Source organism: Sedimentibacter acidaminivorans (assembly GCF_017873955.1).
GTDB lineage: Bacteria > Bacillota > Clostridia > Tissierellales > Sedimentibacteraceae > Sedimentibacter > Sedimentibacter acidaminivorans.
The window spans coordinates 674,092-697,306 of the sequence record NZ_JAGGKS010000001.1 but is presented as its reverse complement, the minus strand read 5'-3'; the positions used below and the strand labels follow the sequence as shown (position 1 = coordinate 697,306).

23 protein-coding genes, 3 pseudogenes and 1 riboswitch are annotated in these 23,215 nt (G+C 32.1%); of the genes and pseudogenes, 22 read left to right on the top strand and 4 right to left on the bottom strand.

Going from position 1 to position 23,215, the window contains the following annotated elements; all coding sequences use genetic code 11:
- The coding region (locus tag J2Z76_RS03190; RefSeq protein WP_209510523.1) for an S-layer homology domain-containing protein at positions 1–1,320 on the top strand (1,320 nt) is incomplete at its 5' end.
- A gap of 115 nt (positions 1,321–1,435) precedes the next feature.
- Here J2Z76_RS03190 and J2Z76_RS03185 read toward each other — a convergent pair.
- Positions 1,436–1,672 (bottom strand): GHKL domain-containing protein, encoded by a 237-nt coding sequence (locus tag J2Z76_RS03185; protein WP_209510522.1) that lies wholly within the window; start codon positions 1,670–1,672, stop codon positions 1,436–1,438.
- A 150-nt stretch (positions 1,673–1,822) separates the two neighbouring features.
- On the opposite strand from J2Z76_RS03185, the gene J2Z76_RS03180 reads away from it, so the two are divergent.
- The 4 genes and pseudogenes from J2Z76_RS03180 to J2Z76_RS03165 all read left to right on the top strand — a co-directional run bounded on the left by J2Z76_RS03180 (position 1,823) and on the right by J2Z76_RS03165 (position 3,920).
- Positions 1,823–2,104 (top strand): (2Fe-2S)-binding protein, encoded by a 282-nt coding sequence (locus J2Z76_RS03180; protein WP_209510521.1) that lies wholly within the window; start codon positions 1,823–1,825, stop codon positions 2,102–2,104.
- Positions 2,101–2,550, top strand: coding sequence for an ASCH domain-containing protein (locus J2Z76_RS03175; RefSeq protein ID WP_209510520.1), 450 nt, complete (start codon positions 2,101–2,103; stop codon positions 2,548–2,550). The genes J2Z76_RS03180 and J2Z76_RS03175 overlap by 4 nt, the downstream gene beginning before the upstream one ends.
- Before the next feature lie 95 nt (positions 2,551–2,645).
- Positions 2,646–2,828: pseudogene (locus tag J2Z76_RS03170) on the top strand ((Fe-S)-binding protein); the annotation flags it as partial.
- Positions 2,829–3,060: 232 nt separating this feature from the next.
- Positions 3,061–3,920 (top strand): annotated as a pseudogene (locus J2Z76_RS03165) (AraC family transcriptional regulator).
- Between the two features lie 190 nt (positions 3,921–4,110).
- On the opposite strand, the gene J2Z76_RS03160 reads toward J2Z76_RS03165, so the two are convergent.
- Positions 4,111–5,223 (bottom strand): hypothetical protein, encoded by a 1,113-nt coding sequence (locus J2Z76_RS03160; protein WP_209510519.1) that lies wholly within the window; start codon positions 5,221–5,223, stop codon positions 4,111–4,113.
- 694 nt (positions 5,224–5,917) lie between these two features.
- Between J2Z76_RS03160 and J2Z76_RS03155 the strand changes: the two genes are divergently transcribed.
- Positions 5,918–7,180 carry a sensor histidine kinase gene (locus J2Z76_RS03155; protein ID WP_209510518.1) on the top strand — a complete coding sequence of 421 codons (1,263 nt, stop codon included), beginning with the start codon at positions 5,918–5,920 and terminating at the stop codon, positions 7,178–7,180.
- Between the two features lie 22 nt (positions 7,181–7,202).
- On the opposite strand, the gene J2Z76_RS03150 is transcribed toward J2Z76_RS03155, so the two are convergent.
- Positions 7,203–7,940: a LytR/AlgR family response regulator transcription factor gene (locus tag J2Z76_RS03150; protein ID WP_209510517.1), complete on the bottom strand. Its 738-nt coding sequence runs from the start codon at positions 7,938–7,940 to the stop codon at positions 7,203–7,205.
- 254 nt (positions 7,941–8,194) lie between these two features.
- Between J2Z76_RS03150 and J2Z76_RS03145 the strand changes: the two are divergent.
- From J2Z76_RS03145 to J2Z76_RS03075, 16 genes and pseudogenes are all read left to right on the top strand, one after another.
- Positions 8,195–8,499, top strand: a pseudogene (locus tag J2Z76_RS03145) (hypothetical protein).
- Between the two features lie 401 nt (positions 8,500–8,900).
- Positions 8,901–9,974: a GGDEF domain-containing protein gene (locus J2Z76_RS03140; RefSeq protein WP_209510516.1), complete on the top strand. Its 1,074-nt coding sequence runs from the start codon at positions 8,901–8,903 to the stop codon at positions 9,972–9,974.
- Between the two features lie 486 nt (positions 9,975–10,460).
- Positions 10,461–10,826, top strand: coding sequence for a DUF4180 domain-containing protein (locus J2Z76_RS03135; protein WP_209510515.1), 366 nt, complete (start codon positions 10,461–10,463; stop codon positions 10,824–10,826).
- A gap of 371 nt (positions 10,827–11,197) precedes the next feature.
- A complete protein-coding gene (locus J2Z76_RS03130) occupies positions 11,198–12,097 on the top strand; it encodes an EamA family transporter (protein ID WP_209510514.1) in 900 nt (299 codons plus the stop codon).
- Positions 12,098–12,547: 450 nt separating this feature from the next.
- Positions 12,548–14,524 (top strand): diguanylate cyclase, encoded by a 1,977-nt coding sequence (locus tag J2Z76_RS03125; RefSeq protein WP_209510513.1) that lies wholly within the window; start codon positions 12,548–12,550, stop codon positions 14,522–14,524.
- Between the two features lie 341 nt (positions 14,525–14,865).
- Positions 14,866–15,546: a flavodoxin family protein gene (locus J2Z76_RS03120; protein WP_280922356.1), complete on the top strand. Its 681-nt coding sequence runs from the start codon at positions 14,866–14,868 to the stop codon at positions 15,544–15,546.
- Positions 15,547–15,686: 140 nt separating this feature from the next.
- Positions 15,687–16,217, top strand: a complete 531-nt coding sequence (locus tag J2Z76_RS03115; RefSeq protein ID WP_209510562.1) for a CDP-alcohol phosphatidyltransferase family protein — start codon at positions 15,687–15,689, stop codon at positions 16,215–16,217.
- A 429-nt stretch (positions 16,218–16,646) separates the two neighbouring features.
- Complete coding sequence (locus J2Z76_RS03110; protein ID WP_209510511.1) at positions 16,647–16,997, top strand: GIY-YIG nuclease family protein; 351 nt, start codon at positions 16,647–16,649, stop codon at positions 16,995–16,997.
- A gap of 70 nt (positions 16,998–17,067) precedes the next feature.
- Positions 17,068–18,027: an AAA family ATPase gene (locus J2Z76_RS16565; protein WP_245210284.1), complete on the top strand. Its 960-nt coding sequence runs from the start codon at positions 17,068–17,070 to the stop codon at positions 18,025–18,027.
- Between the two features lie 320 nt (positions 18,028–18,347).
- Complete coding sequence (locus tag J2Z76_RS16560; RefSeq protein ID WP_245210282.1) at positions 18,348–19,118, top strand: vWA domain-containing protein; 771 nt, start codon at positions 18,348–18,350, stop codon at positions 19,116–19,118.
- Positions 19,119–19,163: 45 nt separating this feature from the next.
- Positions 19,164–19,796 carry a helix-turn-helix domain-containing protein gene (locus tag J2Z76_RS03100; protein WP_209510510.1) on the top strand — a complete coding sequence of 211 codons (633 nt, stop codon included), beginning with the start codon at positions 19,164–19,166 and terminating at the stop codon, positions 19,794–19,796.
- Positions 19,797–19,869: 73 nt separating this feature from the next.
- Complete coding sequence (locus J2Z76_RS03095) at positions 19,870–20,226, top strand: DUF2200 domain-containing protein (protein ID WP_209510509.1); 357 nt, start codon at positions 19,870–19,872, stop codon at positions 20,224–20,226.
- A 130-nt stretch (positions 20,227–20,356) separates the two neighbouring features.
- Positions 20,357–20,452: riboswitch (guanidine-I (ykkC/yxkD leader) on the top strand.
- A gap of 91 nt (positions 20,453–20,543) precedes the next feature.
- Positions 20,544–20,864 (top strand): DMT family transporter, encoded by a 321-nt coding sequence (locus J2Z76_RS03090; protein WP_209510508.1) that lies wholly within the window; start codon positions 20,544–20,546, stop codon positions 20,862–20,864.
- A gap of 120 nt (positions 20,865–20,984) precedes the next feature.
- On the top strand, positions 20,985–21,671 hold the full coding sequence (locus tag J2Z76_RS03085; protein ID WP_209510561.1) for a radical SAM protein: 687 nt from the start codon (positions 20,985–20,987) through the stop codon (positions 21,669–21,671).
- A 144-nt stretch (positions 21,672–21,815) separates the two neighbouring features.
- Entirely contained in the window at positions 21,816–22,268 is a 453-nt protein-coding gene (locus J2Z76_RS03080; protein ID WP_209510507.1) for a MarR family winged helix-turn-helix transcriptional regulator, read from the top strand.
- 55 nt (positions 22,269–22,323) lie between these two features.
- A complete protein-coding gene (locus tag J2Z76_RS03075; RefSeq protein ID WP_209510506.1) occupies positions 22,324–22,701 on the top strand; it encodes an FMN-binding protein in 378 nt (125 codons plus the stop codon).
- Positions 22,702–22,973: 272 nt separating this feature from the next.
- On the opposite strand, the gene J2Z76_RS03070 is transcribed toward J2Z76_RS03075, so the two are convergent.
- Complete coding sequence (locus tag J2Z76_RS03070; RefSeq protein ID WP_209510505.1) at positions 22,974–23,213, bottom strand: thioredoxin family protein; 240 nt, start codon at positions 23,211–23,213, stop codon at positions 22,974–22,976.
- Positions 23,214–23,215: the final 2 nt, after the last annotated feature.

Genomic DNA, 23,215 nt, shown 5'->3' with positions numbered 1-23,215 from the left:
GCAACAGCAACTACTTATTCGCTTCAGGCTGTAGATCTTGAAAAATATATAAGTTTTGAAGTAACGCCGGTAGCTTCGGCAGGAACAACAACAGGTATTGCAGTAGAAAGTGCCAAAGTAGGAGCAATCATAACTGCGACCACAACTACTAGCGGATCTAGCTCCACAGCAACAACTGTAATTAACACCAACACAGGAAGCATAACTGGAAAACAGCTGAATAATGCAGCAGGCGTAGCCAAAGATGGAGAAACTGTTACCATCAATTCAAACAAAACCAGTGAGGTAACTTTTCCAACCTCTGGTTTAGACTCACTTACTGGTAACAACAACAGCTTGACTGTAGTTACAGACAATGGCACGCTGACCTTTGACAGCAAGGCAGTGGCAGCAATGGGCACACAGGCTGCTGCAACAAATATCAAAGTAATCGTAGAAGATGTTGTGAAGACCACATTAACTGGGGATCAGCAAGCAAAGGTTGGGGACAAAAATGTCTATGACCTGACGGTTATATCCGGTGGCAAGCTCATTTCAAATTTTAATGGAGGGAATGTATATGTCAGTATTCCTTACGAGTTAAAAGAGGGCGAAACAGCTGACAATTTAACGGTTTGGTACATGGCTGACGATGGAAGCTTGACTGAAATTAAATGTACCTATGATACAAAGACCAAATCAGTTGCCTTCGTGGTAGATCACTTTTCAAAGTACATAATCGGATATGATGATTTGGTTAGTTGGGTAAATCCTTTCACCGATGTAAAGAGTAGTGCATGGTATTATAATGCAGTAGCCTTTGTAAATATGAACGGGTTGATGAAAGGTCAGACAGACACCACATTTGGATCGAAAATTGCGATGACCAGGAGTATGTTCGTGACAATTTTGGGCAGAATGGAAGGCATAGATGCTACTATGTACGCAAACAAAAATACATTCTCCGATGTGAAGAACGATCAGTATTATACACCATATATTGCATGGGCAAGTGACAAAGGTATCGTAAGCGGAACAGGCGGAGATAAGTTCGCACCTAACGCAGCCGTAACAAGAGAGCAGATGGCTGTAATGATGACAAACTACATGAAATTTAAAGACCAGGGACCAAAAGATGAATGGGCTATTCAGCTTACATATGGAGACCTTGACAAGGTTTCCTCTTGGGCTGATGAAGGCGTCATGTTTATGACCATGAAAGACCTCATGAAAGGCATGGGCAACGACCCAAACGGGAACCCGTTATTTGCTCCTAAATCAACTTCAACCAGAGCACAAACAGCTCAGGTTATAATGAACCTTGAGGAACTTTTGAAATAATATCTATAAAAACAATCCTCCCAGACGGAAATTATCCGTCTGGGAGGATTGTTTGTTTTCGAATTGAAGTCCCTAGCTTTGCTGTTGTTTATTTAATTTCTTAAGACCTAATAAATTACAAGATAATTCTCGTTCTAAAGATTCTATTTTCTGCTGTGAAGGAATATACTCCACTATATTTTTCTGCTATCGCTGCAATGCTTTTTGTACCATAGCCATGATTTTCTAAAATACTTATTGGTATTTTGTCAACAAGCATAACCGTGCCTTCAAAGCTATTCGTTATTTCTATGTGTAGTTTATTATTTTTGGCTTTACAGAAAATTTGACTATAAAATACAGATGTTAACATACTGTAAATGGTGTTTTTAGCTCATTTAAATGCAAATGTAATAAAATATCATTATTTTACAAGTGAATCATATCATAAAATAATATTTTTAACTAGACATTTTTATGATATGATAGAAACAAAGTTTAAGAGGTTAGTGAATTTGATGAAATGAATAGAAGTATTATAAAATTGGAGGATAACATGGATGAAAAAAAATGTTGCTACTGTATTGAAGAAGCTAATAATATAGTAATAGGTAAATATGTTTGCTACTGCAACCATGTTTCAGAGAAAGATATCATTCGAGCAATCGAAAACGGAGCAACTACAGTTGAAAGCGTAATAAAAGTAACCAGTGCTATGAAAAATAGTAACTGTGAGGTAAATAATCAAAAAGGAACATTCACTGGAGGAGCGTATCGATATAGAAAGGAAAATATGATCTTATGAAAGAACAAGAACTTTGGCAGGCGTACACTGATGAAAAACCTGCCTGTAAAAATGAACAATATGAAGCGTGGTGTTATGGAAGCGATGATCCCGATCTGCTGTTGCAGCTGACTCTTAGTGGAATTAAGACCGCCACGGCTTCCGCTTATCCGTTATATTTATATGAAAACTGCGATCTGCCGAAGGTGGGAGATTACAATATAATATTGAAAACGGACGGGAGTGCTCTGTGCATTATTAGGACAACATCTGTAAAGGTCGTACCGTTTTTGAATGTTAGTGCAGAACACGCCTACTTGGAAGGCGAAGGAGACAGAAGTTTACGCTTTTGGAGGGAAGTCCATGCATCTTGCTTTGCAAAAGAACTAATCGAAATTGATCAAATATTTTCAGAGAATATGCTCGTTGTCTGCGAAGAATTTGAGGTTGTATACCGCGCCGAATAAAAGAGCGAAAGGTGCGTCGTCATGATTTATAACCGAGTTTATGTGCAGGCGCCAATTTTGACTAATGATAACACAATTCATATTTTGAATTATGAAAGAGCAAGCTTCAAAATCTTATATTTGATAACCAAGCATTTGCCAATCATCGTGCGATGGCGGCAGTACTTGGGTTTATTCTTAAATTACCACCTTTAAAACAAGTGATGGCTAGTAAACAGTTTAAATCCATATATTTGGATAAGTTATTATCAAATAAAAGTGCTAAACATTTAGACTAATTAATATAGAAATATTACACATGAAAAATGATTATATAGTAACTAAAGAGATAAGTGCAACATACGATTAACGATTATTATAGAAAAATTGGGTGTTTGATAAATGTGAACATTTAAGACAGAAGAAAAGTCTCAATTTGTTATTTAATTTTGAAACTCTCAAATTAGTGCAAAAAATGAGAGGATTTTAATGTGAAATTACTATATGATTTTAATTGAAGGAGATGATGTGATGGAATGGTTATCCAGATTAAATGAAGCAGTTGATTATATTGAAGAAAACCTTGACAAAGAGATCAGTTATGATAAATTGGCACAGATTGCGTGTTGTTCAACATTTCATTTTATAAGGATGTTTTCTTATATTGCAGATGTTCCGCTTTCAGAATATATAAGACGAAGAAGACTGACAATGGCAGCTTTCGATTTGCAGGCTGGAAGAGAGAAGATTATTGATATAGCTCTTAAATATGGATATTGCTCACCAACTGCTTTTAATAGAGCTTTTCACAATATTCATGGTATTTCTCCGACGGCAGCAAGAAAACAGGGAGTATCACTGAAGGCATATCCTCACATTAGCTTCAAAATAGCAATTAAAGGAGATAGTGAGATGAATTACAAAATTGTAACAAAGGAAGCATTTAAGATTGTTGGAGTGAAAGAGCACTACAGCATGAGTGTTGATGAATGTTTTGCAGAAGTACCATTGTTTTGGCAAAAACTATACAAAGCGGAGTTGTGCAAACAATACTCAATCTGATTGACAAGGAACCGTTTGGATTGTTAGGAGTAAGCACCTGCATGAACGGTAAGGATTTTGATTATTATATTGCAGCAGCCACCGACAAGGATACACCTGAAGAGTTGACAGAATATACTGTACCTGTATGTACTTGGGCAGTTTTTGAATGCGTCGGTTCCATGCCCTCCGCCATACAAGTATTGCAAAAACGTATAGTAACAGAATGGTTGCCAACATCAGGTTATGAATATGCAAATGCCCCTGACATAGAGGTTTATTATGAAGGGGATCAACAATCACCGGATTACAAATGTGAGGTATGGTTGCCTATAACAAGAAAGAAATAATCTTTATAAATTTAAGGGAACACATATCAAAGGTGCTTTCAAATATCATAAGAAAGCACCCTTTTTTTATTTTATTTAGACTTTAATTTTTCTAATTCTTCGCCTAAAAATTTATCAATGACACATATTGAATTTTACATATGGCTTTATCTAATATTTTTATTACGGATATTTTTCTGAATTAATCTAATTAATTAGCTAATACTACTCTTAAAGTTTCAAAGTTGTCATCGCAAAGATGTATATCTATATCTTTATTATTGAATACATTGATTGATAGGTCGGTTGCTAAGAATTCCATTGAATCTATTACACTTTGATCTTCCTCAAGCCCTTTTTTTATTATTATACGAACTTCGTAAGTATTTCCAGCTTTGTTTAATTGTATACTTCTAAGATTACCATCATCTGCAAAGAAATCTTGTTTTACTAAGTAGTCTCCAAGTACTTGTGCTTCTTCTACTGTTACATTCTCAGTATAATAGAGTTCGTTATTTTCTCCAAAAGTAAGTTTCGTTCCATAATCATTAGGCTCCACTACTTTTAAAGTTTTTAAGGTGTCATCGCAAAGATGGATATTCAGACTTTCTCCATTGAATACATCCTGTGATAATTCATATGCGAATATTTTCATTGAATCTATTGTATCTGGATCTTTCTCAGCACCTTCATTTATTACCATACGAAATTCGTAAATATCTGCAGTCTTATTTAATTGTATACTGATTCCATTGCCATCATTTGTAAAGAACTCTTCTTTGACTAAATAGTCTCCAAGCGCTTGTGCTTCATCTACTGTTACATTCTCAGTATAATAGAGTTCGTTATTTTCTGTAAAAATAAGTTTCGTTCCATAATCAATAGGCTCCACTACTTTTAAGGTTTTTAAGGTGTCATCGCAAAGATGGATATTTAGACTTTCTCCATTGAATACATCCTGTGATAATTCATATGCGAATATTTTCATTGAATCTATTGTATCTTGATCTTTCTCAGTACCTTCATTTACTACCATACGAAATTCGTAAATATCTACAGTCTTATTTAATTGTAAACTGATTCCATTGCCATCATTTGTAAAGAACTCTTCTTTGACTAAATAGTCTCCAAGCGCTTTTGCTTCTTCTACAGTTATATTCTCGGTATAATAAAGTTCGTTGTTTTCTGCAAAAGTAAGTTCCGTTCCGTAATCTTCACCACTGCAACCAGATAATATTACTGAAAAAATTATAGCATACAAAAATAAACTTCTCTTTATAAATTGTTTTCTCTTTTCTAAACTTATGTTCAAAAAATCATACATAGTTGGCCTCCTAATTATTTGTTATTTAAAAAAATAATTGATTTTGCGGTTTATCGTATCTATTCTAAGATTACATATATCTTTAATTTGTTTCTGTTGAGCTATACCAAAGCTCAGTAGCAGTGTTAAACAATTTTTCTGAAATAGCGTTTTCTTTATCCCCTTCTGCTGTATTGCCGTTATTATAAGCATCAATTAACTCTGATACACGTGAATTAATTCAGAGCATTTGCAATATAATCAGCCTCTGACATTTTTCCTTGATTTGTAGACTATTAACTCTACAATAATACTAATAAATTTTTTCGTAAATAAAACTCCTTTTTATGATTAATATTCTCCTTTAACTTCTTTTATTTGCGCATATAATTTCCTAGTAACATTATACTACATTTATTTTGAAAAATATGCCGTTTGCATGAAATGGCGATTTTAAGACATGAAATGACTAAGTTTGGATGTAATTAGAACGTTGGTTTAAAAAAAAGAATTTTTAAATCTTTTTAAAAATATGAATAAAAAAATGTTGGTGGATGGAGCAAGGTAATATATAATGTAATAGTATTATATGTGTATTGGTGAAGTTTACTTATAATAATAATTCTAGTTTGCGAAGAAGAAATGAATATAATTAAATGAAGTTCTTTTGATATGAGATTACATAAAAACTTTTTAGAAAGCAGGTGAATAATTCATGTTATTTGTTTTAGATTACTTTAGCGTACTTATTTACGGCGTAATGATTATGGTTTTTTTTCTTGATATTAAATTAAACAGGAAAAATATATTAATTTTATCGTGTTATGTATTATTTAATGCATTTTTACAGTTTGAACTTTATCATGTTTTTGGTGCGAAATTCATAGAAACATCTTATCCACTAGTCGTTCACTTGCCACTTGTTTTCTTTTTCTGTTATATTTTTAAAAAAAGATTGAATTTGGTATTATTTGTTCTTTTTACTTCGTATATTCTTACGGCTCCTAGAAGATGGTTTGGCGAAGTGGTTGCGTTATTATTTAACAATGATCCAACGGTATTAATCATAGCTAAGATCATAGCTTCTATTATATTGTTGTTTGTAATCTACCAATATCTGTGTCCCTATGTGAATCGGATATTGAAATATTCAAGTTCACGAATTATCCTTTTAACAGTAGTACCTGCTTCATCCTATATTATTACATATGCAACAACTGTATACACGGATGCACTTTACAACTCAAATATATTGGTTGTCGGATTATTTAGCGTGGGTTTTAACTTTGTATTTTATACGTTTATAATTGCGTACTTTATTGAAATGGATAAAAATTATGCATCGCAAATGGAACAGACGATACTGGAAATGCAGATTGATACCACCTTAATTCAAATAGAGGAGTATAAGGAATCTCAGAAGCAAGGTGCTATCTATCGCCACGATCTTCGTCATCATTTGCAGTATATAAGTACCTGCATCTCAGAAAGCCACACAGACGAGGCTTTAGCCTATATTACCAAGATTAACAGAGATGTTACAGACATATTGGTCAAACAATATTGTGAAAATACAAGTATCAATTTAGTTCTATCGGCCTATGCTACTAAAGCAAAAAACAAAAATATAGATATTGAAATTGATGCGGTTGTTCCAATGAAAATTTCTATGCACTTCACTGACATTTGTGTAATTTTGTCAAATGGAATAGAGAACGCAATTCATGCCTGCAACAAGATAGAAAATGAGAGTAACAGAAAAATAAGGGTTAGTTGTAAGTATCAAAATAATAAGCTGAAGATTGAGATCTGCAACAACTTTGACGGTAAAATTCGGTTTGAAGGGGATATCCCTATCTCCACAGAACAAAATCATGGATTAGGAGTAAAAAGCATCGTGGCTTCCGTGAAAAAATATCAAGGACTATGTTCCTTTACTGAAGAGAACGGCATTTTTACAATGCGTGGAATATTGTAATGACAGTTTTTTTCAGAGATTTTCATAGGTTTTTAGATCCTTTAAATGCAAATGTGATATAAGCCGACTTAACTGTGTTGTAATTCGCCTTTGCCATTGGCACTAAGGCGTACGACTGCATTTTAATTTCCCTTTGGCTGATGGTGTCGATATGTTCCATATTAATGATATATGAGCGATGTGTCTTGATAAAGCATGGGTTGGATAGAAGCTCCTTTTCAAGTTCACGCAAAGAACCAATAGCCTCTATGACAGAGCCATCCGTTAGATTATAGAGTATGGTTCTGCCTGTTACCTCCGCAAACTCTAAACGGTTGATATAAATTCTAGTCAAACCTGTTTTGCTTTTTATAAAAAAACTTGCACCCGATTGGATTTCCATTTCAGAAATAACCTTATCCAACAGGATAAACAGCTTTTTCTTCCAAATGGGCTTTAGTGCGTAATAATACGCATCCACGGAATAAGACTCAACTGCAAACTCAGGAGAAGAGGTTATAAAAATGATTTTGACGGCCTGATTGAATTGCCGTATTTCCTTCGCCGCATCCATACCTGTCATAAAAGGCATTAAAATATCTAATATTACTAGGTTATATTCTTGTCCACTCTCCATTGCTGCAATTAAATCAGCAGCATTCTGAAATGCTGTATATTTAATATTATTCTTATCTCTTTGCAAAGCCTGATAGTCTTCTATTATGGAAACTATATTCGAGAGATCTGCAATATTATCATCGCAAATAGCTATTTTTAACATAAAAACCCGCCTAATTCTATTATTTAACAAATATATTATACCATGAAATAATCGTATAAGATAGTCGTTTCATGTCGAAAATGTACCAATTCATGCAAGTGACATTTTATTATGGATAACTCTACTATAATTTGAGAGTAAACTTTACTAATCTTACCATTTTTGCTTTATTACATTTTTAAATGAATAATAAAAGTCTTTATGTAAAAAATAAAATAAAAAATAAGGAGATTATATATGAGTAAGGTTCTTATATTAAGGCAAATGCAAAACCAGAAGGAACTTCAAGAACTTTTAAAGTTTCTGATGCTTTTATTAAAACATATAAAAAAAATCATCCTAATGATGACGTTATAGTTTTAGATTTGTATAAAGAAGATTTAAAATCATTAAATAACATGAAATGGGAGATAAATTCGTAAGGGTAATTTTCGCTTTGTTCGGAATATATGATGTTAGCACAATTGCCGTTGAAAAATTAGATCGTACTGGTGTAGATGTTGAAGCTCTTGTAGCTAATGGTATAAAAGAAACTCAAGAAAGGGCAAAGAATTTCTAAATTTTAAAATATAAAAAAAGTACAGAGCATTTAAAGATTTGTTCTGTACTTTTTATTTGGAATTAAAAATATTAAAGTTACTGACAAGATAATAGTAGAATCAATTCTCTCTATTATGATTGAGGTAATTGATACATATCAATAATTTCCAATTGTTCATTGCTATTCTTTGTTTCTATGATTATAATATATAGTGTACATCAATAAAAATTAGATCTATCTGAGTTTTCGAGGAGTAAAAGAAGTTAAATAAGTGGATTTTATGAAAGGGTTATTTTATGAATTTTGATTTATTTACAACAATTAAAATCTATATGTTTGTAAATTACACATGTACGTTAATATTGGGCCTTGCTTGGTATCGAATCAAGGATAAATATAGTGGTATTTTACTCGTTTTTATGGATTTCATATTCCAATCCATAGGTCTTACACTAGCAAGTCTTCAATCAGTTTTATCTCCGATTTATTCTGTAATTATAGCTAATAGCTTCATGTATGTTGGTGCAATATTGCTTTTATTTGGTGTTGGAAAGTTTATGAATATAAAAATCCAAAATGTTCATTATATTTTCAGTAGTATACTTTTTATTTGTCTATATAGTATTTTTACTCTATTTTATCCTAACACAAGAATTAGGCTTATAGTGTTTACGATTATGATTTTACCTGTTTTCACTCATACAATTTGTATCATTTTATTTAAAGCGGACAGAAAACATAGAAGGTTTGCGGTTCATGTAACGATAGCTCATGCACTACTAGTGCTCATTCACGGTTCAAGAGCTTATATTGGTTTGAGTAACTTTAGATTATTTGATTACAGTTATTTACATCAAAGTGAGTCAATATTCATAATGATTAGTTTATTACTTATGGTTTATCTTACATTTTCAATAACGCAAATGATTTATATGAAACTATTACACCAATTGGATCAATCAATCGACTATACAAAAGATCTTCTAGTAAAAACACAGCATCTTGCTAATACAGATAATCTAACGAAAATCTATAATCGAGGGAAAATTGAAGATACATTGAAAGAACAAATGAATATTTATGAAATCTATGACCGATTGTTTTCCGTTTTGATGGTCGACATCGACCATTTTAAGCGATTTAATGACCAATATGGTCACGACTTTGGAGATCAAGTAATCATTGAGGTTTCCAGACTCTTACAACAGAATCTGCGTGCCACAGATTCGATAGGAAGATGGGGTGGTGAGGAATTTCTCATTGTTTTAAGAGATTCAAATTTACAGATAGCTCAATCGGTTGGACAAAAACTTATAAACATAATAGGTGCTAAAACATTAGAATATGGTGAAATTAAAGAGAATATGACGATTAGTATAGGGTGTTCAGAAATGAAAGAATCATATACGATGAGTAAACTTATTAAGAGTGCTGACATAGCATTATATGAAGCAAAACAGAACGGACGTAATCGGATCGAGATAAATTCATAATTATTTTCAGTCTTAATCCATGAATCTAATTCATCTACATTTTTATAGATTACATTTGTATTTTCAGTCTATAATGTTATATATAAATCAAAAAAATATAAGAGGTGTATCAATATGAATAATAATGTTGTTTTAGATAATGGACCTTTTTTTCATGGTACTAAAGCAGAACTAAGTTGCCATGGCACTTGCTCCATGAATATCTACTTTATTAATTATTGTCGATTTATACTTGTCTAATTTCGAATTATATTCTCGCTTATAGTCGTATATAAGGAAATTAATATGATACGTATGAAGTTTCAAAAATTGTTTTTTGCCCAAATATGATCGGTAGAGCAAGACTTGCTGAAGAGGCTATTACTTGCTTTATAAATGAATGTACAAAATAAGCTATATGGACGGTTATCTGTGGCAAATAAACCATAGGGTACGGTTTGAAGTATTTTTATAACAACAAATAATTTATCGAGATGGAGGATTAATATGCAAATAAGTGTTATTAAAGAGAATAATGTTGAAATTGCAATAGTATGTAGTGAACATATACTGATAACAGATGTGCAATCAGCACTGGATTTTTTTGCAACAGTAGATTATGAAACAGGATGTAGTCGTATGATTATAAATAAATTGTTAATATGTGAAGAGTTCTTTGATCTAAGCACCAAGATTGCAGGGGAGATTTTGCAAAAATTTGTAAATTATCGAAAAAGAGTAGCTATCATAGGAGATTTCTCTATATATACAAGTAAGAGTTTGAAAGATTTTATTTATGAATGTAATAAAGGAAAAGATATATTATTTTTGCCAAATGAAAAACAAGCTATTAAAAAACTAAGTATGGATTAGTTCTAATGATAATGAACATTATTTCTATAATAAGTTAAGTACCTGCCTATTATGGATTCATAAGACTTTTAAAAATAACAATACTTAATCACATGCCAAAAATAAAGAAAACATAGTACTTGACAAACTGCTCATAACCGACTACTATGCAAAAGTACGGCATCCCATGTATGGAACTTTTATTATTATTCAGGTAGGAGTTTTGCTTTTTCTGAGTTCATTGTTTTAATATTAGTATTACTATTTAGTGTAATCGGATATGCGTTTTGAGTATAAAATGCGCTGACACATATCAACATAAATTTGGATTTTTATGAGGATGCCGCAATAATAAAAATAAAGATTATAAAGGAGTATTAATAAGTATTACTATGTGGTTAATTTATGCAATAATAACAACTTTTTCATGGGCTTTTTCTGATTTGTTTTATAAAAAGGGAGCTGTACTTAGTGACGAAGCAAGTCATATAAAAACGGTAATAATGGTTGGACTTGTAATGGGCTTACATGGATTTCTTTATATGATAGTAAAAGGGATATCCTTCTCTCCAGTTTATATGATAACTTACTTTCCGGTATCTTTTATGTACATATTATCTATGGCTTTGGGATATTTTGGTCTTCGGTATATTGAATTATCAATTTCTTCTCCGATTCAGAATTCCTCTGGGGCGATAGCTTCTTTATTAATATTTATTTTTTTTACTCATATTTTAAGTCGTTTAGAAATCTTTGCTATAATAATTATTACAACTGGAATAGTAGCCCTTGCAATATTAGAAAAAATGGATTCCAATAAATCATTGATTTTGAAGGAAAACGAAAAGAAATATCAAAAAGGTATTCTGGCAATAACCTTTCCGATTTTGTATTGTATTATTGATGGCTTAGGAACTTTTGCAGATGCGATTTACCTAGATGAATTATCGTTGATTGGTGAAAGTGAGGCATTGCTGGCTTATGAGTTTACATTTTTTATTTGTGCAGTAATTTTTTATATTTATTTAAAGATAAAAAAAGTGCGATTCAACCCATTTGACGAAAAAGATCGTGGTACGGCTGCTGCTTTTGAAACTCTTGGACAGTTTTTTTACGTCTTAGCAATGTCTAGAAATGCAATTATTACGGCTCCGCTTATTGCCTCATACAGTGTCTTTTCTGTATTGTTATCAAGGATATTTCTTAAGGAAAGATTAACTTATAGGCAATATCTTAGCATAGCTGTCGTTATGATCGGTATTTTATTATTGGCGATATCAGAAGCGATGTAAAATCTATAGTCTACAATCCTTTGGCGCTTTAGTAAGTATTTCAATTTACGCAGGAGGGGTTATGGTATTACCTATGAATAATATTCTGTTGCTAGTTATTTTTATGTTAGTAATTGCAATCATATGTTCCTTTGTGGCAATAAGATTTTTCAAGCGGGAATAAAGAAGCAAAGGCAATATCTAATTAAACAATTGAAAAAAGGCACTGACTGCAACATGTCGGTGACCTTTTAGGTTAAACTCTACTATTTTAGACAAATTATTGACTCTTTAATCTAAAAGTGTTAAAATACCAATAAAATCGATAATTATAAGCAGAATGCACTTTGATTGCTAATATAAAAAATAACTAATGCTATACTTGTATAATTGTTTTGAAAACATTTACCTAATAAGGATTGCTGGAGAGGAGGAAATAATATTTTAAAATTTAGAAAATTCAAAAAAAATATGCTGGTTTTGATACTATTAATTTTCATTGGAATTATAACGATATTTTCTTTAATTAACGCAAAGGGCGCTAAAGTTGAGGAAATCTTTCTTACGGATGAAGAAAGAACATGGCTTGATGAACATAAGGATGAGATTAAAATTGGATATACAATAGATTACCCCCCGGTGGAATTCTTAGATAATGGAAAATTTGTAGGGATTTCAGCGGATTATTTTAAACTTTTGGAACAGAAGCTAGGTATTAAATTTCAGATGGTGCAGTTTGATAATTTTGATGAACTCATTAAACAGGTTCAAAAAAAAGAACTTACAGGAATAACAGCTGCTACTAAAACAACTGAAAGAGGTAGATACTTAGATTTTACGGTACCTTACATAGAAAACCCTAATGTTATAATTACTCGGAAAAACTTTTCTGAGAATTTGACATTCGAAAAGTTAGAAAATACAAGCATGGACATATTAGTAGTGGAAGGTTATGATATTATAGAATTTTTGAATGAAAGTTATCCGAAGTTGGAATATAGAACAGTGAAATCTCCTAACGATGGAATGAGAATGGTAGCCTTTGGTGAGGCCGATGCAATGATAATAGAAATAATGAGTGCTACCGAGACTATTGAAAGAGATAATATTTCAAATCTTATAGTCAATGTCGAGACTCCTTATCAATCCAGCCTATCTATAGCAACCAGAAGTGATTGGCCTATTTTAAACTATATCCTCAATAAAGGATTAGCTCAAATTACACATCGTGAGAAAAAAGTTATTGAGCAAAAGTGGATGTCTTTACAAGGACAAAGTTTATTTCAGAACATATATTTTTGGATAGGTGTAGTGTGCTTTATATTGCTGTTAATAATTATCATAATTGTTATTTCAGTGTGGAACTCAAGTCTGCAAGCAGCTGTAAAAGAAAAAACCCAGGCCATAGAAGAATCTAAAAAAGAACTGATGTTTAAAACATATCATGATGAGCTTACAGGACTATATAATAGAATGTATATGGCTGAAACCTTAAAACAATTAAAACAAGAAAACGCTTTACCCTTTTCGATTATTGTTGCAGATTTAAATGGATTAAAAATTACAAATGATACATTTGGTCATGAAATTGGAGATCGGATGTTAATTAGAGTGTCTGAAATAATTAAAGAAAACATCAAATCGAATCATGTTGCATGCAGGATTGGAGGAGATGAAATAGTAGTGTTTATGCCATCAACGGATGAAAGAGAATCTATTGAGATTGTTGAAAAAATTCAAAATGCTACCCTTATTGCAAAAAAGGATCCAATTAAACCCCTTGTAGCTTTAGGATGTGCAACTATGTATGATTATGATAATAATGGTTATAACAGTTTTTTTAAGTTAGCAGAAGATAGGATGTATGCTAATAAAATAGCTAATAGCGAAAGAAACTATGACATGATCATAAATGCTATTAAGAAAAAGCTATATGAAAATAATAATGAAAGCAAGGAGCATTGTAAAAGGCTAGTAGAGATGTGCAGACAAATGGGAGAAATATTAGGTTTAGAAAAGAGTGATATTGAAAGCCTCGCTTTGTTAGCAGAGTTACATGATATAGGAAAAGTTGGAATCGAAAAAGAACTTTTTCTTAAAGAAGGTACGTTGACTATGGAGGAGTGGCAAAAAATTAAAAGTCATCCCGAACTTGGATTTAAGATTGTTAGTGGGTCAACGAAGCTTTCTTATATTGGAAAAAGTATATTTGCCCATCATGAACACTGGGATGGAAGTGGATACCCACAAGGCTTAAAGGGTGAAGAAATTCCTTTTACAGCAAGATTATTCTCTATATTGGAAGCATATGATGTAATGACTCATGAAAGATCTTATAAACCAATATATACTAAAGAGATGGCTATACAAGAATTAAAGGATAATTTAGGCACTCAATTTGATCCGAATCTTGTGGAGAAATTTGTAAATTATATCAGCAATGCCTAATTTGCTTTGTATCACAGGGCCGGGGTATTGTCATCCTCGTCTTACTGTCATCGTGTGCCAACACCCTGTCCCCCTGCCATTTTATAATTTGGTTTTCTACTTTGCGTAGGTACCCATATCGGATTGTAAATGCTATTCTGATATTGTAAAGGAGATGGTTAAATTAATCAATATGTAACCGGAGCAATTATTAAGAAGCTTCGTGAAAAGAAAAAAATGACGCAGTCAGTGAAGCTCTATCCTGAGGGAAATGCTGAGGCCAGATTAAAAATAAGCAAGACAAGAGCAATCTATTACTTTTGTAACCATCATGGATTGTTTAAAGTGATGAGGTGATAATTATGAAAAAAGTTTTAGTGTTAAATGGAAGCCCTAAAGCCGTGAGCGACACAATGGTTTTAACCAATGCGTTTCTTGGTGGAATGAATAATTGCGGACAATTTAAGATAGAAGTCATCGATGTAATAAAAAAGAACATAAATCCATGCATTGGATGCTTTAAATGCTGGGAAAAGGGAGATGGAAAGTGCATTCAGGAAGATGATCAGAATGATATTCTTGAAAAATATGTTGGTGCAGATATTATTATTCTCAGTTTTCCTCTGTATTGCTATGCAATGCCGTCACATTTAAAGGCTGTGTTGGATAGAACCATTCCTTTGATACAACAGAAAATGGTTGAGGTAGATGGAGCAGTTTGCCATGTGCCTCTAGTTGACTTTTCAAGAAAGAAAACAATTGTCATCAGTGGATGCGGTTTCCCGGACTGGGATGGTAATTTTGAAGGTCTTAGAATTATGTCTAAAAACTCATTTCGTGATCCTATTATGATTTTTGTTCCGGAAACACCTATGATGAATGCTTCGGAGGCAAAATGTGTTGCCAAGCCTCTTGCAGATAAATTTGTGGTGGCAGGTAAAGAGTTTGCTGAGAATTATACGCTTTCTGATGATACAATAAAAGCACTGGAAACTCCTATGATTCCAAAGGAAGATTACCTTGCAGTGATAAACAGAACGTAATAAATATTTGAAAAGTCTATCTATATTGCTTCCACAAGATGTATTTAAATCTACTGAAAATCATATCCTTCAACAGGGAATGTTAATTGGAAAATATCAAAGAAAGCATAAATAGTCGATTTATAAGGTGGTGATTATAAATAAAGAATATACCTAATGCCCTTACTGCAATACGAGTTATTATTTCTGTGATATTGTTATTTGTTGAACCGCTATCTTCTTTATTTTTCGTCTTATATATTGTATGTGGAGCAACCGATATTTTGGATGGCAGTATAGCCAGAAAGACAAAAAATACAAGTGCAATTGGAGCAATTTTTGATAGCGTTGCAGATTTTATTTTTATTATGATTATGCTGTTTATAATGATACCGATTATAGATATGTTTTTCTGGATTCAATTATGGTTGATAAGTATATCAATGATTAAGGCAATTTCTTTACTAACGGGCTTTATAAAATATTATTCTCTTGCCTTTCTACATACCTATATGAATAAAATTACAGGAGTTTTATTGTTTGCGTTCCCCTTGCTTTACTATTGGTTTGGTATATCAATTGTAGCTGCTTTACTTTGTAGTTTTGCAAGTATAGCCGCAGTCGAAGAGATGGTAATAAACCTAACATCTAATAAGCTTTCATATAATATTAAATCAATATTTTTAAAGTGAAGAGGTTTGAATTTTTCGAATGCATCTAAGAGATTGTTGCAGACAAGTTGTTTAATTACTGTACAGGAGGAAGTCAGAGTATCAGCCATATACATACCGAGAAGAAAAAACTATATATGCAAAAACATCAAATAAATTTTTTGAATTTACTGAAATATAATCAATTGCTCTGCTGAATCTAAATCAGCGGAGCTTTGTTTTTAGGACGAAAAATTCACTATCCTTACACAAGAATACTCTGACCTATTCTTGGAATGTAATAAAGGAGCAGGCTGAATTTCTAAATAGAAATCGGTCGATTTAACATTATACTCGTAGGTTCCATTTATTAATTTTAATTCACAGATAGCTATTACTTAAACATTAAGTCTACGGAGCGTGGATTGTTATTAGAAAAGAAGGTGGGTATAATGGCATAGAGGTGAAAAAATGGATGAAAATAGGAAGAAAAAACTTTTGCTAAAATATAAGTACAGAAAACCAGAAATGGGAATTATATATTTTAAATGCATTTCAACGGGAGATATCTTTATTGGTATTTCAAAGGACACAAAAGCTGATATTAATAGTAGTAGTTTTAAGTTAGGATGTAATTTGCATTCTAATCATAAATTACAGAAAATGTGGAATGATAATGGAATGGATGACTTTGAAATAGGTGTACTTGAAGTTTTACCTTATGACGAAAAGGACAAAGATAAAGACGACTATACTAAAGAATTAGAATCTCTTTATGAACGTAAATTAAGAAGCTTGCCAAATGCTAGGAGGATTAAATAATGGAAAACAATATCTACCAGTTTGTCATTAGAATCCTTTCCGGAATGTTAAAAGAAATGGGGTACTAAAAATGAATGAACAATGGGTATTATCTTCAGATAGACAGTTGACAGAAGAAGAGAAAAAGTTTGTCTGGAAAAAACCATTATCACATAAAATTAGTGAGCAAGAAATTCGTGTAAGCAATGAAATAAAGAGAAATTGGAATAATACAGAGATGAAAATAACAAATATTCTATTAGAAGGAGATGCAGGATCAGGAAAGACTGAGATGGCCAAAGCATTATCGACCAATTTTGGTTTACCATATACAAAGGTTACATGTTTTGCTGATATGGATAAATCAGATATCATCGGCGCTATTTTACCAGTCCTTTCAGGAGAAGAACAATCTCAAATAGATGAGAAAGATGTTTCATACAATTTTTATCCATCAGAAATTGTGCGAGCTTTTGAAAATGGATATCTATTGGAGATTCAAGAACCAACTGTTATTCGTGACGCAGCTGTTCTTATGGCATTAAACTCTGCTTTGGAGCCAGATGGTACAATAAATCTACCAACACGCATAATTAAGCGTCATCCTGACTTTATAGCGGTAATTACTACAAATAGAGGATATAATGGAACCCGTCTTCTTAATGAAGCACTTCGAGATCGTATTCAACATGTTGAAAAAATGGATTTGCCTTCTATTAAGGTAATGATAGATCGTGCTATTGCTAAGACTCGATATAAAGATGAGCAAGTTTTAAAATTGTTGGCAAATGTCATAATTATTTTGGATGAAACTGCACGAGCTAATGCAATTAAAGGAGTTGCTGGAATGCGCTCATATTTTTTCTGGATAGATTCCGTAGCTAATGGTATTGATATAATAGAATCTTTGTACCAAAAAGTAATTTATAAAATAACAACAGATTCTGACGAAATTAAAATTTTAGAAGAGTCGCTTTCAAAGCAAGGGATAATGGAAGAATTAGATGAGATTTCAAACCACGTAAAAAAAAACAGAATAAAGACGCTATAGAGATTTGTACCTGGGATGATGTAACAATAAGTGATACGGATGATGTTTCAATCAGTGAGGATGCAATTCCACTTAGAAAATCAGCCGATAGTGAAGGGCATTCTAATAAAACTTCAGAGGATACACAAACTACTATAAGTACTGATATAGGGGAAAATGGCAATCCATATTATCATCAACTAGAATCCTTAACACAAGAAAAGAAACAAGAGGAACAAGCTTTCAGAAAACAGTTAAATAAGAGTATTCGTAATATAGTTTCAGGTACGAATCATCAGGGAATTAAATTAATCGTTCATCGACCGGAGATTTCTCTAGAATTGAAAGAAAAATATTATAAGTTGTCTAGTGAATTAATGCCCGTTATCAGTGAACTTGTCCGAAAAACAATGCCATTATTGATACATGAAAATTCAACTTCTGTTTCGAAAAATCATTTATATGGTAGTCAATTCAATGCGGATAGTATTGCTAAGAAAGATTTCAGATACTTTGCAAAAAAGCTCCCTCCTGATGAATCTCCATCCTTGGTGGTTGCCTTGCGTATTGATGAATCAGCATCTATGTCTGCATTTGGGAGATTAGAAGCGGCAAAACGTGCTGCTATAGCTGTCTATGAGTTTTGTGAGCAGTGTAAGATTCCTATAATTATTTATGGGGATACAGCTGATCGTTCCTCGCTGGAACAGATGTCACTATATGCTTATTGTGATTTCGTACATTTAGAACAGGGCGATCGCTTTAGATTAATGAATATACAAGGTAGAAGTAATAATCGTGACGGAATGTCTATACGAATTTTGGCTGAAAAATTGTTAATGGCAAAAGAACAAACGAAGTTAATGATAAGCATCAGTGATGGGCAGCCAAAAGCCATGCCAGATTATTCGGGTGATGTGGCGATTAGTGATATGCAAATGGTGTTAAAGGAATATAGACGAAAAGGAATTGCATTTTTGGCAGCTGCTATTGGACAGGATAAAGATACCATTTGTGATATTTATGGTAAAGAATCCTTTCTTGATATAACTGATTTAAGACAACTTCCTGTACGATTGGTAAAAATAATTGCAAGATATTTAAGCAGCTGATATACTAATTTGGATTTAAGCTGTGCATTAATGGAGGTGAATCAGTTGGATTGTGCAAAGGTTGGAAAACTAATTTTACAGTTACGTAAAGAAAAGGGTTTAACTCAAAAGAATGTAGCAGAGGCCCTAAACATTAGTAACAAAACTATTTCTAAATGGGAATGCGGTATGGGTTGCCCAGATGCTTCGCTTTGGTCAGAATTGTCAGGTATCTTAGGTGTAGATATTCAGAAAATGCTAGAGGGAGAACTTAACCCTAACTCCCCAGACCATGGGAATATTCGTAGAGTTAAATTCTATGTTTGTCCCTTATGTGGCAATATTTTAGTTAGCACAAGTCCTGCTTCCATCTTTTGTTGTGGGAGAAAACTAACTGCATTGATTCCTAAAAAAATCAAAGGGCATAGTCTTGACATTCAAGTAATGGATATTGACTATTACATTTCTTTTAACCATGAAATGAATAAGTCTCATTTTATTTCTTTTGTAGCTTATGTCGCAGATGATAAAGTACTTCTGAATCGATTATATCCAGAACAAATTTCTGCAGTTAGATTTCCAATGATGCATGGGACTGGTAAACTTTATGCCTACTGCAATCATCATGGATTATGGGAACAATCAATTTTGGACAAATACTGTATGAAATTCGTTGAAAATATGTTTAAATTAACGTAGATAACTAAAAGACTATGCAGTTACTATACACTGTATGTGGAAACTGTAGTACTGCTGTTAAGGGAGAATTATAATGACTAATATATATACAATGAGTTTCGCAAGTGTCTATCCCCATTATGTTACAAAGGCGGAGAAAAAAGGACGTACCAAAACAGAAGTTGATGAAATTATCCGTTGGTTGACAGGATATACCCAACTTGAGTTAGAATTACAACTGGAAAAACAGACAGACTTTGAAACTTTCTTTGCAGAAGCGCCACAGCTGAACCCTTCGCGGATTTTAATCAAAGGTGTGGTCTGCGGTATCCGAGTGGAAGATATAGAAGAGCCAACAATGAAGGAAATTCGCTATATGGATAAGCTGATTGATGAGTTGGCAAAAGGAAAAACAATGGAGAAGATTTTGCGAAAGACAAAGAAATACTGAAGAAAGTTTATTGTCACCTTTAATGACTAATTCTAAGTGGTATAATTTTACAAAAAAATTAAGTTGACTTAAATATGCTACTATGCTAAAGTGAATTTATAAGTTTCAACTTGCAAATTATAAAAAGTTTATATAAGTTTTCTAGGGTTCCGCAGTTAATAACTGGCAGGTCCGAGAGAAAACGCACAGTTATTTGTGTACACGGAAGGATAAAAGCCTGGGAGATATTTTATTAATATTTCTTATGGCTTTTTTATTTTATTTTCATTTATATAATTGAGGAGATCTTACTATAATAATCTTAAGGAGGCAAAGATTTGGAATGGGTTTATTTAGTTACAGCAGGTTTTTTTGAAGTAGGCTGGGCGATGGGGTTGAAGTATTCACAAGGATTTACGAAAATATTACCTAGTATATCAACTATTCTAGGAATGATTGCAAGTTTTTATTTTTTATCATTGTCTTTAAAAAGTTTACCACTTGGTAATGCATATGCAATTTGGACAGGTATAGGAACTGTTGGTACTGTATGCTTAGGTGTTATTTTATTTAAAGAACCGATTAACGTAATGCGTATGATTTGTATTGTATTAATAGTTATTGGAATCGTTGGTTTAAAATTAATATCAGCTGACTAATAATTTTATAAATAGTAAAAGATATGAATAATATTAGTTAGAATAAGTAAGTGAAAATTGAAAATATATTCAGAAAAGGAAGCATTAAATACAATAGAGTAATTTGAGGAGGATAAAGTGATGTGTGGTTTCAACTATAAAGAGATTTATATTGAAGATGGAAGAAGGGTACTAGAAGTTAACATACTTCCAGAAAAGTATTGTAACTTTGATTGTATATTTTGCCCTATTGGAAGGTCGCAAAATAAAATAGATACACAAAAGTCATTTGATATATTAGATAGTTCATTGATTGAATTAGAAAACATGATAGAAAATACTAAAGCAGAATTAGTCTTTATTAACTCAAAAGGTGAAGCTTTAGTTAATGAAAAAATTATTGATGTAATTAAAGTTATAAAAGGTAAAGGGTTGCCAGTTAAACTGTTATCAAATGGTTATATTCTAAACAGGTCAGAATATAAAGAGATTGCTAACATGTGTGATGAAGTGATTGGCGAGATAAAGGTTATTTCAGATGAAGATTTTCAAAAGATCCAGAGACCAATTGAAGGATATACTTTTGAGAATCATATTTCAAATATGAAAGTTTTTAAAGAGCAGTATAAAGGCAAATTTATACTAGAATTAACTATTTTAAAGGGATACAATGATGATGAAGAAGCCATTCAGAAGTTAAAAAATATTATAAAGGAAATATCTCCTAACAAGTTAATTATTGCAAGAATGGAAGATGAAATATTTAAGAAAAAATTTGGTATAACTGATGAAAGGTTCAAGGGAATTTCTAATGAATTAATAAGTTAAGTACCTGGGAAACTTCCGAAAAACTAAATTATGAAAAATTTAAATTTGTACTATTTTTGGAATTACATCTTGACAAACAATCAAATAGGTAATATATTACTATTATAAGTAATATATTACCTATTGTATAAGGAGGTTAATGGAGTGAACCTGCCAGAAAAGGAAAAGTTTATATTTGGCTCATTGTTTTTATTAGCTAATAGGTTGCAGGTAATAGGGGATAGATGGGATACTGAAATTACGATGAAACAATGGTTTTTACTTGTTATGACTGCCCATTGGGGGGAGATTCCGCCGACGTTAAGTGAATTGGCAGATTTTATTGGCAGTTCTAGACAAAATGTGAAGCAGCTGGCATTAAAGCTAGAAGCCAAAGGATTCTTGAAAATTGAAAAAGACCCTAAGGATAATCGAGCACTAAGAATAATGCTTACGGTTCAATGTATAGAGTATTTCAAAAAAAGAGAAAATAGAGAAAATCTATTTCTTGATGAAGTCTATAAAGATATTACCGATGAAGAAAAAGGTGCTTTATACAAAGGTCTTTATAAATTAAGTGAAAATATTTTTAGATTAGATGAATTATCAAAAGGATGAAAATAATAGTTACATATGCTTCAAAATATGGTTAATATAGAGTAGGAGAAGAGCTATGAAAAAAGGGAAAAAGATTTTAGTAGGAGTGTTATCAGGACTTTTTTTATTAGGAATCACTGGTTTCTGTTTTATGACAAAGGATATTGATGAGATAATAGCTGTAACTGTGAATGCCGTAGACATGAACACATTACAAGATGGGGAATATACAGGAATATATGAAAAAAGTAGATGGTTTAGTGAAGTACGAGTATTAGTGAAAGATGGAAAAATTACAGATATTGATCTTCTTTCTTCACCTCTAATTCCAGATGTAAGTAATGAGTTATTTGAAAAAGTAATTGAGGAACAAAAGGTTGATGTAGATACAGTGTCTGGTGCTACAGCTACTTCTAAGGCGTATTTGAAATCTATAGAAGATGCCGTGAAATAATATAGAACGGTGTGAGATATTCGAAGAGGTTAAGAAGTTTTTTTTGAAGGCAACCGGGAGTGTAAAATAAAGTGTGTAAGTAATTAAAAACTTACGCACTTTTTAAATTAAAAGGAGTGTGTACAATTATAAAGCTGAGGAGAATTATGGAAGAGAAAGATTTACTAATACCTCTTTAAGCTTTTATTTGTTTAATATTAAATAATAAATAAAATAACGAAGAGATTTAATATCCCTTCGTTATTTTGTTTTTAAAGAATTATTAATTTATATTATTTTACCTTTTCGAGAATTTTTTCTATATCTTTTGGTTTTAATACTTTTCCATATGAAACCACTTTTTCGTCAATTACTAAAGCCGGAGTTTGCATAACACCATAAGATACAATGTCCTTCATGTCTTGAACCTTAACCACTTCTGCTTCAATACCAGTTGATTTAAGAGCAGCCTCTGTGTTTTCCTTTAAAGCAACGCAATTTTTGCATCCTGAACCTAAAATTTTAATTATCATTT

Coding starts and splice junctions, on each gene's coding strand:
- J2Z76_RS03185 (WP_209510522.1), bottom strand. CDS start 1,672: ATGTTAACATCTGTATTTTATAGTCAAATTTTCTGTAAAGCCAAAAAT.
- J2Z76_RS03180 (WP_209510521.1), top strand. CDS start 1,823: ATGAATAGAAGTATTATAAAATTGGAGGATAACATGGATGAAAAAAAA.
- J2Z76_RS03175 (WP_209510520.1), top strand. CDS start 2,101: ATGAAAGAACAAGAACTTTGGCAGGCGTACACTGATGAAAAACCTGCC.
- J2Z76_RS03160 (WP_209510519.1), bottom strand. CDS start 5,223: ATGTATGATTTTTTGAACATAAGTTTAGAAAAGAGAAAACAATTTATA.
- J2Z76_RS03155 (WP_209510518.1), top strand. CDS start 5,918: ATGTTATTTGTTTTAGATTACTTTAGCGTACTTATTTACGGCGTAATG.
- J2Z76_RS03150 (WP_209510517.1), bottom strand. CDS start 7,940: ATGTTAAAAATAGCTATTTGCGATGATAATATTGCAGATCTCTCGAAT.
- J2Z76_RS03140 (WP_209510516.1), top strand. CDS start 8,901: ATGGATTTCATATTCCAATCCATAGGTCTTACACTAGCAAGTCTTCAA.
- J2Z76_RS03135 (WP_209510515.1), top strand. CDS start 10,461: ATGCAAATAAGTGTTATTAAAGAGAATAATGTTGAAATTGCAATAGTA.
- J2Z76_RS03130 (WP_209510514.1), top strand. CDS start 11,198: ATGTGGTTAATTTATGCAATAATAACAACTTTTTCATGGGCTTTTTCT.
- J2Z76_RS03125 (WP_209510513.1), top strand. CDS start 12,548: ATGCTGGTTTTGATACTATTAATTTTCATTGGAATTATAACGATATTT.
- J2Z76_RS03120 (WP_280922356.1), top strand. CDS start 14,866: ATGAAAAAAGTTTTAGTGTTAAATGGAAGCCCTAAAGCCGTGAGCGAC.
- J2Z76_RS03110 (WP_209510511.1), top strand. CDS start 16,647: ATGGATGAAAATAGGAAGAAAAAACTTTTGCTAAAATATAAGTACAGA.
- J2Z76_RS16565 (WP_245210284.1), top strand. CDS start 17,068: ATGAATGAACAATGGGTATTATCTTCAGATAGACAGTTGACAGAAGAA.
- J2Z76_RS03095 (WP_209510509.1), top strand. CDS start 19,870: ATGACTAATATATATACAATGAGTTTCGCAAGTGTCTATCCCCATTAT.
- J2Z76_RS03085 (WP_209510561.1), top strand. CDS start 20,985: ATGTGTGGTTTCAACTATAAAGAGATTTATATTGAAGATGGAAGAAGG.
- J2Z76_RS03075 (WP_209510506.1), top strand. CDS start 22,324: ATGAAAAAAGGGAAAAAGATTTTAGTAGGAGTGTTATCAGGACTTTTT.
- J2Z76_RS03070 (WP_209510505.1), bottom strand. CDS start 23,213: ATGATAATTAAAATTTTAGGTTCAGGATGCAAAAATTGCGTTGCTTTA.